Source organism: Methanoregula formicica SMSP (genome assembly GCF_000327485.1).
Classification (GTDB): domain Archaea; phylum Halobacteriota; class Methanomicrobia; order Methanomicrobiales; family Methanospirillaceae; genus Methanoregula; species Methanoregula formicica.
Genome location: NC_019943.1, coordinates 1,157,923 through 1,170,182, shown reverse-complemented (window position 1 = coordinate 1,170,182; position 12,260 = coordinate 1,157,923). Strand labels below are relative to the sequence as shown.

13 protein-coding genes are annotated in these 12,260 nt (G+C 47.5%); 2 read left to right on the top strand and 11 right to left on the bottom strand.

Annotation, left to right across the window (positions count from 1 at the left end; all coding sequences use genetic code 11):
* Nucleotides 1–9: 9 nt before the first annotated feature.
* The 9 genes from METFOR_RS06015 to METFOR_RS05980 all read right to left on the bottom strand — a co-directional run bounded on the left by METFOR_RS06015 (nt 10) and on the right by METFOR_RS05980 (nt 8,661).
* Nucleotides 10–1,176, bottom strand: a complete 1,167-nt coding sequence (locus tag METFOR_RS06015) for a hypothetical protein (protein WP_015285217.1) — start codon at nt 1,174–1,176, stop codon at nt 10–12.
* A gap of 322 nt (nt 1,177–1,498) precedes the next feature.
* A complete protein-coding gene (locus METFOR_RS15275; protein ID WP_148277611.1) occupies nt 1,499–2,020 on the bottom strand; it encodes a hypothetical protein in 522 nt (173 codons plus the stop codon).
* A gap of 145 nt (nt 2,021–2,165) precedes the next feature.
* Nucleotides 2,166–3,398 carry a hypothetical protein gene (locus tag METFOR_RS06005; RefSeq protein ID WP_048110843.1) on the bottom strand — a complete coding sequence of 411 codons (1,233 nt, stop codon included), beginning with the start codon at nt 3,396–3,398 and terminating at the stop codon, nt 2,166–2,168.
* 273 nt (nt 3,399–3,671) lie between these two features.
* A complete protein-coding gene (locus METFOR_RS06000) occupies nt 3,672–4,271 on the bottom strand; it encodes a hypothetical protein (protein WP_148277610.1) in 600 nt (199 codons plus the stop codon).
* Between the two features lie 73 nt (nt 4,272–4,344).
* A complete protein-coding gene (locus tag METFOR_RS05995; RefSeq protein ID WP_015285213.1) occupies nt 4,345–4,671 on the bottom strand; it encodes a hypothetical protein in 327 nt (108 codons plus the stop codon).
* A 2-nt stretch (nt 4,672–4,673) separates the two neighbouring features.
* On the bottom strand, nt 4,674–5,603 hold the full coding sequence (locus METFOR_RS05990) for a DDE-type integrase/transposase/recombinase (RefSeq protein ID WP_148277609.1): 930 nt from the start codon (nt 5,601–5,603) through the stop codon (nt 4,674–4,676).
* Nucleotides 5,604–5,838: 235 nt separating this feature from the next.
* Complete coding sequence (locus METFOR_RS15525) at nt 5,839–5,997, bottom strand: hypothetical protein (RefSeq protein ID WP_015285211.1); 159 nt, start codon at nt 5,995–5,997, stop codon at nt 5,839–5,841.
* 136 nt (nt 5,998–6,133) lie between these two features.
* Nucleotides 6,134–7,927, bottom strand: coding sequence for a prenyltransferase/squalene oxidase repeat-containing protein (locus tag METFOR_RS05985; protein WP_015285210.1), 1,794 nt, complete (start codon nt 7,925–7,927; stop codon nt 6,134–6,136).
* Nucleotides 7,928–7,953: 26 nt separating this feature from the next.
* Entirely contained in the window at nt 7,954–8,661 is a 708-nt protein-coding gene (locus METFOR_RS05980) for a hypothetical protein (protein ID WP_015285209.1), read from the bottom strand.
* A 506-nt stretch (nt 8,662–9,167) separates the two neighbouring features.
* Here METFOR_RS05980 and METFOR_RS05975 point away from each other — a divergent pair.
* Both METFOR_RS05975 and METFOR_RS05970 read left to right on the top strand, forming a co-directional pair.
* Complete coding sequence (locus METFOR_RS05975) at nt 9,168–9,617, top strand: hypothetical protein (protein ID WP_015285208.1); 450 nt, start codon at nt 9,168–9,170, stop codon at nt 9,615–9,617.
* 39 nt (nt 9,618–9,656) lie between these two features.
* Entirely contained in the window at nt 9,657–10,463 is an 807-nt protein-coding gene (locus METFOR_RS05970) for a winged helix-turn-helix transcriptional regulator (RefSeq protein WP_233504466.1), read from the top strand.
* A gap of 116 nt (nt 10,464–10,579) precedes the next feature.
* Here the strand turns inward: METFOR_RS05970 and METFOR_RS05965 are convergent, their stop codons facing one another.
* Together METFOR_RS05965 and METFOR_RS05960 are read right to left on the bottom strand one after the other, a co-directional pair.
* Nucleotides 10,580–11,014, bottom strand: a complete 435-nt coding sequence (locus METFOR_RS05965; protein ID WP_015285206.1) for a hypothetical protein — start codon at nt 11,012–11,014, stop codon at nt 10,580–10,582.
* A 297-nt stretch (nt 11,015–11,311) separates the two neighbouring features.
* Nucleotides 11,312–12,115 carry a hypothetical protein gene (locus METFOR_RS05960; protein WP_148277608.1) on the bottom strand — a complete coding sequence of 268 codons (804 nt, stop codon included), beginning with the start codon at nt 12,113–12,115 and terminating at the stop codon, nt 11,312–11,314.
* Nucleotides 12,116–12,260 lie beyond the last annotated feature (145 nt).

The window sequence follows — 12,260 nt, the reverse complement described above, 5'->3', positions numbered from 1 at the left end:
CCGGGTGTATCAGTTCGCTGTATGTAATTTCACTGATGAAGGATTTGAAATAATCTGCACGCGGAGCTGGGTCAGGGGTGCGTTCGGGTTGATATTCTGTCCCCAGACAATCGGAACTGTGCTTCCGCCAAGGCCGGACAGGAACTGCATGCTGCTGAATGTTGTGTCCCCAGGAACATCCGTATTATCATCAATTTTTGTTCCTTCGAGAGCAACAAATGTTGCTAAATTACGATCAGTACTGATATCCGTTGTGTATTTTGAAACAGTTTGGCCGGCCCCGTTGGTGAACATAATGAGCCATGCATTCATTGACGGTCTCCAGACCATCTGGCCACGTACGGTTTCCCCGTCATTCACCCGGACTCGGGAACTCGGATATCCGACACCATTCCTGAGGGACCATGCTGCACCGGTCCAGTATAATCCTGTGCTTGGCTGGTTCCACTCAAGGACCGGCTGAATAATTGCATTCCCGGCAGAGGGCTGGATTGCATTGAACAGGAATATTGCTTCCTGACTTTCCGATGAGGGCGGGTGAGATGGAGCTACCCAGTATGCAGAGAAATAACCGATCTGCGGGACATTGTTGTCAAAAGCATCCTCGATCCAGCCGGTAAAATCCGGGTTTACAAGGACTGCGTTAGTATCAGCAAGTGCTTTTTCATCGGACATGTCCCCCGCGCGGTCATTAATGACCGTAAAGAGGACTTCTCCGCCCGAAATGACATAGGTCACCGTTCCGACTGTTTTCAGGAATGCACCTGAGGGGACTTGGTGGATTCGGGATGCGGGTAGCATCTTGCCTGATGGTGTTGGAACGAGTGCGGCTTCGTCATCATTTGCGTACAAGACCTGTTTTCCCGATCCATCGAAAACCCGCGTAATGTTATCCTTGGAATGGCGGATTATTGAACCGGGGGAAATCGTGGAAATCCCGTCTCCCTCCTCGGATGTGAGACTTTGTTTCACGGTCACTTTTTCAACGTTATCATCGATTGTTAAATCACGAACAGGTATTTTCGAAACATCTACAGACATCATCCGGGATTCTTCGGCCAGTTGTGCGGAACTGATATGTATCGTCGCATCGTTCGCCGCACTCACCATCGGTACCATCACCATCCCTGCCAGTAGCAGTGCCAGCAAGATGACGCTTAGTTTGCGTAGTTGCATTCTTTTTCATCTCCTTTCATTCATTCGACAGCATCCGCTAGGTATATCGAATCAATTCCGTTATGAATAAACCAAAACTGACGACAACCTGCGGATGTGCTTGGGTTCAGGTCGTGTGCAATGCAGCTGAACCCAGGTGTTCTTTGTTTCCGGGACAACCTCCGGCTGTCCACACTGAGCGGTTTAACTTGGGATTATAAACGATTTGTCGGTCAAAACTTTACATGTCAAAAATGATCCTGTGGATCTCCCGTAACAGGTATTTCATTCAGGAGGGATGTGTGAAAAACGATGGATAACCTGCATTTATGCTTTCAACCCATTACCTGTTTTTTATTCCGAACAGTATCATTCCCGTGATTCCCAGTGCAACAAACAGAAGAGTGAATGGAAGTGAAGCTGTAGCTGTTGTCGGGGATGTGGCTGGGTGGAGCGTCGTGATTAATTGTGTCGGAGAATCCGCCACCGTGGTCTTTTCCGGCGGTATTGTTGCCAGAGTTGCTGATGGTGGTATCCTGGAACCGGTGTGCCTGCCTGTCATCTTGAATTCAGCTTTGCCGAATACTGGCTCCCCGCTCAAAGGTGAGACCAGAACCGAATATTCATCAATTGCAAATGTCGATGTGTTCACTTCAATTGACCAGAGATTCCTGTTTATTCCCTGAACAACCTGTGCCGTTTCGCCAATATAATGCGGGGGATATTTTGTGAATTCCTTTGGCCCTGCCTGAATCCACAATGTCGTGTTTACCGGAAGGTTTGTCGTTCCGGAAATTGTAAGAATATCTCCAACAGCATGATCCCCGATAGAATTAATGGTAATATAGCGGGATTCCTCCGTCATCCCAAGGCTAGGACACACACAGAAACAGCAGGCAATAATGAGAATTAATACCGGACATCTGCCCGTTGGGATATTTTTCCTTTGTATCATTCCTGTTCCTCGAAGAGTATTCGGATACATTCTATTCGGTTTTCGCAAAAAATGGTTAGTTTCCTGTACTCAGAACAACCGAACTGGGCCAGTTGTTTTTATTCACAGCCAGGAGGTTATTACCGCTGTACCAGGTAGTCGCGACATATCCGTTCACCGATGATGCCGGCGGAGTGATGACCGTTCCGGCGGTTGATCGTAATACATTGTTGGTAAAGGTTATCGCTCCAGGATAATATGCACGATTAACTGGTTGTTGGAACCCTTCAAGCATGAGGGCTGCCTGGCAGCTTGAAGTAGACACAAGATTTGACCACATAGGAGAAATGTCCCCGGAATTTACATCCTTGATCGTAACTTTCCAGTAACTCATGGATGAGTCCCATGCAATATCTCCGACAATCGTGTGGCCGGCCCTTGCACCATATTGCGTTGATTTGTACGTTCCGCTGGATGATACTTCCCAGACTCTGATCGTATATCTCAAATCACCATTCTCATTCCAGGCAAGAACCGGTTGGATCACTCCTGATGCTCCGGAGTTGCGGTGAAGTCCATTCCAGATTGTGGTAATCTGGCCGGATTGTGTAGAAGATGGCGCAGTGGGAACCGTCCACTGTGATGTGAACCGACCAACAGCTTGAGTAGGTGTATATTCAACACCTTCAATGTATTGTGGAGGCCAATCAGATGGAGCAGCCATAATTACACCGCTTACTGCCGAAGTCTCGGTGACTTCAGTCAGAATTACCGAATTCTCATAAATCGTATATTTTCTGTCTCCCTGAGTGTTAATAAAAGACCCTTCGGGAACTTCATGAACATACGTTGCAGCCTGGGGTCCCTGGGGCGTGAAGACCTTTGCAACTTTCATGTCATCCGCTGCAAAGAGCTGTTTTCCGGACGAATCAAATACCCGGGTTATCCCATCACGGGAATGGTAGATAATTGATCCATAGGGAATTTTGGATACTCCCTGATTTCCGGCTTTGAATTCAGAAGTGAGGAATTTAGAAGGTACGGTATTTTTATCCGGATTTAATCCTTGATTCACATCAACAAATTTTTGTGATGCCTCAAATTGCAATTCAGGTAATATGATTTTCTTAACATCAATCGTTGGTGCCTGAATTGCTGTCGCTGATGATGTTCCGGTATTATCTGCACTTACCATCGGTATGATCGCCATCGCTGCCAGCAGCAGTGCCAGCAGGATGACACCAATTTTAATTCGTTTCATTCTTTCAGTTCTCCTTTCATTTTTTTCAACAGCATCCGCTCGGCGCATCGCATCAATCCCGTTGAAGAAACCAAAACTGACGACAACCTGCGGATGTGCTTGGGTTCAGGTCGTGTGCAATGCAGCTGAACCCAGGCGTTCTTTGTTTCCGGGACAACCTCCGGCTGTCCACACTGAGCGGTTTAACTTGGGATTATAAACGATTTGTCGGTCAAAACTTTACATGTCAAAAATGATCCTGTGGATCTCCCGTAACAGGTATTTCATTCAGGAGGGATGTGTGAAAATCGATGGATAACCTGCATTTGTGCTTTCATCTCATTACCCGTTTTTTATCCGGAACAGTATCATCCCCACGATCCCCAGTGCAACAACCGGAACGAGGACGGTTACCGGTGCAGGCTGTCCCGCCGTGGCATTCGCTGGACCGGTTATTGCAGGTTGTGACCGGGTCAAATTCCCGGACCCGGGTTTACGCAGGTCAGGCTTGTCCGGGATCGATGCAGATTCGGATTGGTTGAACAGGTAGATAGTCTCATCATCGTTAACTGTAACAAATTGATAATCCCCGACATTAATATCATACGCCCATCTGTTCCCGTCGTTGTCAACTGTCCAGAACCCGGTGGTATTCAATTGATAACTCCAGGTGTTCATGCCCGGGCTCCCGTTGACCACAACCGTATAGCCCCAATGCTCTGACCGGATACAGGAACCCACCCTGCAGCCCCCCAGATGCATACCAACCATAAGTTTTCGCCCGGCAGGAAGGGACGTAACGCCACGGATCGTGAAAACATCTCCTGCGGTGTGGTTCCCCACGGGATCAAGCGTGATCACCCTGTCAGACAGGTCTTCATCGTACGGCGTATCCGGCAGGATGTGTGACGATACTGCACTGACCGGGATGAAAAGGGACAAACAGAAAAGACCCGTAACTACAATGAAACCAAACCGGTTTTTCATTGGAAAAAAAGGGGTCATAGGATTTCCCTCAATTGGCGGTGTTCAGGATAATCCGGCTTGGCCATGAGTTTCCGACACTCAGTCCTGGAAGATTTGTCCATACCGAATTGACTCCGCTCCCGACGGTACCGGGCATAACATTCTGCCCATTGGTATTCACCAGATAGAAGTTCGTGAAGGTGGAATCGCCGCACATGTTATTATTGTTCGGGATCGAGGCGCGGTTTGCCGTTTCAAGATAGATCTGGATTTTGACATTCGTGTTTGGCATAGCATTCTGGCTCGTCATATAGGTAGTCTGGATGTTCCGGGTAGTGTCTCTGAATGTAATCGTCCAGTAGTTGTAGAGTGCCATAATTACTGTCCGTTTTGTTGACAGAGTTTATGTCCGCTGGATAGACATTTTCTGTTTTTATTGAAATTGGTTTTGTTGTTGTAAACGGAAGAAGGCGTCATCCAGTTCAGGATCTCCTGTTTACGCCAGTTGTTGTAGAGCTGGTCAAACCTCCAGAGTTCTTTCCTGAAATGGCCCAGCGAACGGAATTGCTTTAAAGCGATGAGTTCCCGGTAGAGAGTCTTGTGGTACCGTTCGATCTTCCCACGGCCACGGGGGTGATAAGGTCTGCCGAAGATCAGTTTGATGTTATGTTTTTGGGCTTCCGCTTTGAACAGTTTTGAGACGAATTGTTTCCCGTTATCGAGATAGATCTCCCAGGGAATCCTGCCGGCCCGAAGTGCCCATTGAAGGGCATTAACCGCTGAGGCAGCATCCTTGTGCAGGTATACTTTGCTTTTCACACGATAGCGAGAACAATCATCAGTGAATCCGGTGACGTAGACTTTACCAACGCCACGGATCCGGAACTGGAAGGTATCCCCCTGCCACATACTGTCGACATGACGACGCTGGAACCGTTTCCCGGACGGTTGGGGTTTAGCTTTGATCCGGATGAGGAGACCATGTTTCTTGAGGATCCGGTGAACCGTTCTCCAGGAACACGAGAGTTCGAACTGGTGTTTGATCCGTCGGGCTCCCCAAGCCGGATACTTTCCCTTGAGCCGGATGATCCGTTGTTCCAACGATTTCGGAATTGCCCAACGGGTCCGTCTCCGCGGTCCGGTCTTCTTCGGTTTCAACCCGTTCTCGGGATCGTTGCGATGGTTTTGTGCCCATCGTCTCACGGTTCTTTCGGAGATGTTGTACGTCTCTCCAATCTCTTTGGCACTGTGTATCTTCTCTTCGTAAAATACTACTGCCTTTGTCCTGATCTCCATTGTCGCTTTCACCCGCAAGCACCTGCACGGTGCTCTTGAAAGCGGACATAAATTATGTCACTATTTTAGGACAGAAACTCTGGCACGCTACACCTATGTTCCGGATTTGAAGTCAGGGTAATCCGTATATTACCGACATCAACAATACTTGATGTGTGTGTTTTCCACAACAATAATCCGTGGTGAATCGACAAATACAACCTTATGTGCGTCAGGGTCTGGCAACCTGTTGGCATCTGCCTGTGCACTAACTGCGGGCATAAATGTAACCGCTACCAGCAGGAATGCCAAAGACGATAAACCAGAATATAATGGCGAGGAGAAGAGTTGCCGCAATAACAATCCATACAATATAGTTGAGGAGATTTTTCCGGGGGGCCGGATCCGGAAATGTGCTGTCAGCCATGGATATTTTCTGTGGGTTGCCGGGTCTGTTGACATTTCCTGTCCCGGTGAATGATTAGGGGGAGAGGGAGGGATAGCACTCCCACTTGCGATGAGGATGGGATGAGCCTGTTTTTTCCTTGGGCTTTTCTCCCTTATCATATACCGGTGCGATGAAGGAGGATTTGCTCCGTCTCCAAGCCCTGGATGGTGTATTCGAGTTTTTCCCGGAACGTGGCATCATTGACTTCGGTATCTGGTTTCTCCGGCATCAATTGAATACCCCCGTCAGAATACCGGCTGCTGTCGATCCACTGAAGGGTTGTTTTTGCGTTTCCCGGATACCGGTGAAGGTAGTTCAACGAAGAAACGGACATGTATGTTGGTGTGATATAGGAAAAATTGGTTGACTGATCCCCCCGCCGGTAGTAGTACCCCCCGTCACCGGCATATCCCTGCTCTATCCATGATATACATGCCTCAGGATTATCAGGAGAAGCTGAAAGTGTATCCAGTGACCCTAAAGCATAATATGTTGAGGCCAAATCCGATCCCCCGTAACCATAACCTCCGTCACTATTCTGGAACTGGTTGATTTTCCGGATTATACTATCTCTTTGAGCTGAGTCCAGGGGGTGATCCGTGGCCTTTACCATCTTCAGCAGGTAAAAGACCTGTTCGAGATCTCCCAGCTGGTCCGGGGATATAGAATACGTTGTAATCTGCTGTTCCGGTATATTCCGGAGGGTGGCTGCCTGTGGGACGGACTCCCCCAGTTCGTGATATGTCATTACAAGGTAATACTGGTCTTCGGGAGAAAGTGAGGGATCAGCCATCCTTGCATCAAGCCAGGGTTTGACTGCCGGAATCGCAGGGTTGTGCGGGTCCAACCTGGTCAGAACCTGGGTTGCATAAAATGTATCTTTCAGGGAAGGGGTAATCTTGAACGCAGGGCGGAATCCCCCGTACCGGCTCTCATGCCTCCGGATGAACTCGATTGTCGTGTCGTGAACTGGAGATCCGATATCGGACAACAGCTTCATTGCAAGATATGTTCCCTGGGACTCACCATAATCACCCAGGATCGCATTATATCCTCCGTCTGGTAACTCCAGGGAGTACACGTAATCCTGGATTTTTTGGGAAATTTCCGGTGTGAGCTTTCCGGAGAAACGTACTTCGGTTTCGAGAGCTTTGAGCGTAAACAGATCTGGTTTTTTCCCGGGCAGAGCCTCCAACTCGGATTTCCATTTCCCTGCATATCGTTCCTCAATGCTTTTTTGTAAACGGGTGCTTCCTTCCAGGTCCGGGTCGATACCGGTCAGGTGGGATACGGGGAGCAGGACCTGTGTTTCAGTAAGTAAATAGTCTTCATCCTCAGAAATCTGATCGTATTGATATTGCCGGGCTAGCCACTCGCGGGTGATATCCATATTCCCGGTATTGTTTCCGATAAAATCCAGGATTTCCAGGGCCCGTATGGTATCCAAAGATGATCCTTCAAGTCCGGGCCTGTCCGCATACGATCCATCCGGCTGGCTGTACTGTTCAACAAGGGACATGATCCCTGAACGGTTTTCCGGGAGGATATCGTAATTTTTCATGCAGCCGGTCAGGTAGTACAGGTCCTTTAGAGTGACCTGGGAAGGATTTGCGATTAATTCCCGTTCCCGGGAATACAACCACAGGTCTGTCTGTTCTTTCTGCATCAGGTCAATATGATTATTTTTCAATGCCAGAGAAAAGTAATAGGTTGAATACAAATCAGGATCGTCGGGAGCAAAATCCGCGTAGCCCCCTTCAGGGGCATGGGAGTACCCGATTTTCTCTGTGGTTTTTTTATTCCAGGATTCATGAGGTGAGGGTATACCCGTGTTAAGGACAAAAAAAGCACAAACGCCAGCAAGGCTGGCGATGAGAAGCAGGATTCCAATACGCCATTTTATTGACATGATGCACCGAAAAAAAATTGAAATTATCAGACTGACACGTATGTGTTTACCGTGTAATCTGAATAACTGAACCGGAAGGTACCCGAATCACTTTCCGCAACTGAGGGAACTGTGGCCCAGCTCTGTGCCAGGAAGTTTGAGTAGCTGTGGGACACTGCATATGCGGTGGTCCAGTAGTCTGAATAACTAAGCCGGTTACCTCCGATATCCTGGTATCCCATACTGCCACCCGGCATACTAATTGAGACGCCGACACCAGAAGCAGAAATCAGGGACGATAAGGTAATCTTATCAGCATAATATGGGCTGCTTCCCTGCCAGTTGGATACGAGATTTCCGTTTATGGTCTTGGTGTAAGGTGAGATCCATCCCCCGTCCTTTGTTCCGGATACCTGGGTTCTCTGCCAGATGGAGCTGCCAAAAAGCGGCATGGTGGCAGTGTTCGAACCAGATATCGGGGTTCCAGATTTCACAGCAGCATTCATCGTCTTCTTGTTCAGGTTTTCAATCAAGTGGTTGACGCTTGCTGTCTTGTCATCGGTTTTTCCGGTAAAGACATACGTGTAAGGGTCCGGCTGTGTGACAATTCCTTTAAGGGAAGCATCAATTACCCCATCGTTTGATACCTTCAGGGCATCGTCAGCCTGCGCCTCCGCAGCACTCACCATTGGTACCATCGCCATCGCCGCCAGCAATATTGCCAGCAGGACGACGCCAATTTTTCGTAGGTTCATGTTTTCATTACCTCCATTTTTTTCATTTTTCGATACGCTCCGCTAATAGCAAAAAGACACGACCTTAAATGTCAGGGACGGTGTGAGTTATGCCAGCGGAAAGGAGAGGGGGGATGTGAATACGGGTATGCTTCCCCCTCCATTCGGATGACTCGGGACAACCTCCGGCTGTCCACACTGAGCGGTTTATTTCCGGGTTATAAACGATTTGTCGTTCAAAACTTTACATGTCCGGAAATACAGGTCCGGCGGATCCCGCGCAAAAGGAATTGAATCGTCTGGATCAAGGGGAATATAAAATTTGGAACCAAACGAGTCCGGAGAGAGAATAAGGTTGTGATACCATGATCTCTCCGGATCGGCGGGTATCGTTCAGATAACCGCATCACAAATACCCAATCCTTCTATAAACGATCTCTCATCCAAAACTTTACACTTCAGCAACGTGTAAAGTTTTGACCGACAAAAGGTATTAATCTGTAATTGGAACGCTTTCCCGTGATACCATGAAGGTTCACTGGTTAGCACTGTTGTTAGTTATCGGTGCGGCACTGACCGTACCGGTTGTATCGGCAATGATTGTTGAAGAAAAAGACGGGTATGTCGTGACACCTGGCGACAATACCCTCAGGCTGCCGGAACTATCCCGGCTTAGTTTGGCCTCGATTTCCCAAGGGCAGACCCAATGGTACTCAACCTATGTCTCTTCCGGAAAAACGTCGTTCTTTACTGATCTGTACTGGGGCACCCCTTCGAATTCCCTCTCGCTCACGATTGCTGCTCCAGATACCACACTCGGTCCCTACTATGATTCAGCGGACGGGCGGATCGATGGCCGGATTAACCTGAGGATTTCCAAATCCAGCGGTCTTGCGTCCGGCACATGGTGGTCGAAGGTTTATGGATACCGGGTAAGTGGCGTACAAAGCTACACGTACTCAGCATCCGCGAGTTAGACCATAATCCTTTTTTTATCGTACCCTGAATATTCATGGATGAAGAAAATGATCAGGTACGGAATCATCCTGATTCTTGTTCTTTGTTCATTTTCGTTAATACCATCCGGTTCCTGCGGGTTTCATAATGGATACACGGTCGAACCGGTAACACCAGATATGGATACGGGTACGCCGCTGGAAACCGTGCCGGTCGATTTCTGGGACCTTCCCCCGGGAATGATGTTGCTCGCACTGGCTCTTTCTGTATCCTCCTTTATCGGATTCCCCGTTGAACTCTTCTTATTCATCAAACTATACGCATATCTGGGATACCGGAATGTCACCCGGTCAATTGTTTTCCATAACAACACCCGGAATCTTGCCTATCGTTATATACAGGATTATCCCGGTATCTACTTCAATTACTTAGTGCGAATGACCGGCATTAAACCAGGAACTCTCCGGTATCATCTCATCATACTCATGACGACAGGAAAGATCTCCGCTATGAATACAAACGGCCATACACGGTATTTCGAAAATTCCAGGAAATTTTCAGAGGTAGAGAAAACGGTGTTTAAGCATATCCGGAATGAGACTGATAACCGTATTCTCATATTACTGCTTGATAATCCCGATACGAACAGGAAGAATCTGGAAGTGATGATGGGAATATCAGGACCATTGGTTACATGGTACATGAGAAGACTTAGTGATGATGGAATTGTCTCCATACAAAAAAACAGGAAAAATGTCCGGTATGAGATCTATCCTGAAGTGCGGCAATATCTTGAAAAATATCTTGTCCCAAACAGGGGGGTGATGCCGGTGTTATCCCTGGAACCTTCTCCCGAATCTTCATAATGCAGAATTCCAAGAGTTTATTTCAAGCCTGAAAAAACCGGCCCTTTATCCTGAATGGAGAAAAAAAGGTGGGCGATGGTATACGACCTTCGGTTTTCACCCACACATCCCCGTAATCAACCCGACATCTGCTGAGCTGTCACCGGGTCCAGCACCTGTGCTAGGATCTGCCCGGCCATCGAGATGAACAGGGTCCAGAAGACTTTCTTCACCTGCTCATTCTTCCCGAATGCCTCGATCGCCGAATCGGTGTCCGCCTTCATCGCCCGCTGGATCAGCTTTGGCAGGAAAACAAAGAGCGGAAGGAACAGGACCGCAGCGCCGATGAATGCAAGACTTGTGTCCGTCCGGCCTGCCATGAAGAACCCGAGCGGGACCGCAAACACGCCGGCCAGCATCGCGGCCATCCCGACTTCGCCGAACCAGAAGTAGTGCCGCTTCCCGGCATAGGTCAGCCGCTCGCTGTCCGTGAGTGCCGACAAATCGAAGATGCCGAGCGTGTTCAATATCCCGTACCAGACCGCGTACGTCTCTTCCGGGTCAGCGATCATGCCGAGGAAATTATGGGTTTATTCTCTCAATAGGAATCGCCCGAAGATCATTGCGGGATTCGCCATACGAATCCGATTTAAAAGTCCCGGTGATTATCACCGTATCGCCGTTATTGATCCCGTCAATGGACAAGTCCGGCATCAGGGTCTGATTCTGATCAACCATTAACTTATACCAGACCTGAAGATCTTTTCCCTAGCTAGTGATAGTGAAACGAGGACAGAGCAGTTCGTGGATCTGGGATTCCCCGGTGTTTTTCTCGCAATCGCGAATCCAAGAAATATTGGATTTCAATATTATTTTCTCTTTCTTCTCATCCAAAAGAGAATGCCACCCCCGATTACTATCATGAATATCACAAGAAGGGGTGTGATATCAATATCATTTTGTCCAAATTTCATAACGGACGAATCCAATTCATAATTAATCCCGGTATCCAGATTTGGGGATATAGAAACGAATAACTTTGTCAAAGGATTCAAATAATCTTGAACGTCTGTCGGTCCAATGATACCGATATAAATAATGTAACAATTGATACCAGGATACCGGGAATCTTCATGTACGATGAAATATCCTGAAGTATCTTTTCCCAAGTATTTTGTAACGTTGAATTGCCGGCTTTTCAATCCGGAATAAACGGAATTGTTAGAAATTACGAGTTCATCAGACAGGTCAAGTGATTCTTTTGATACCTGCCCATGGATCTGTAAATATTGAGATAATTCTTTTTTTCTGGTTTGAAATGTCCCCCAGTCATCAAAAAACCAGACCTGTGCGACATATAGTTCACCAGTTTTTAAATAGAGAAAATGCTTGTAAGCCCAGTATTGGGAGAGTTCTGGGAAATACGTTAAAGATGATCCAGATGTTACAATTCTGTCTCCGTACGCATATACCTTCCCGGGACCTACATAATCCAAAGTAACGAACCGATCATCAGTCGATTTATTTGATGAAACAAAAAGATCATACGATCGCATGGTCGTATTATAATCAATTTCTGAACTGGGGAGTAAAAATTGAATGCGTGATTCTGGTGGCGGGGGGGTGGCATGGGCGATTGGAATCAGAAATATGAATAGAATTAAGAGGGACATGATATTAATGAAAATTTTCGATTTTTTTTGAGGTTGATAGTACATTTATTTTCCTCTCCTCCCCCATCACGGTATTAAAAAAAAATTCTTATCCTTATAAGCAATTGTCGTATTTACCACCAATCCTTTCTTGTCCAGTACAACA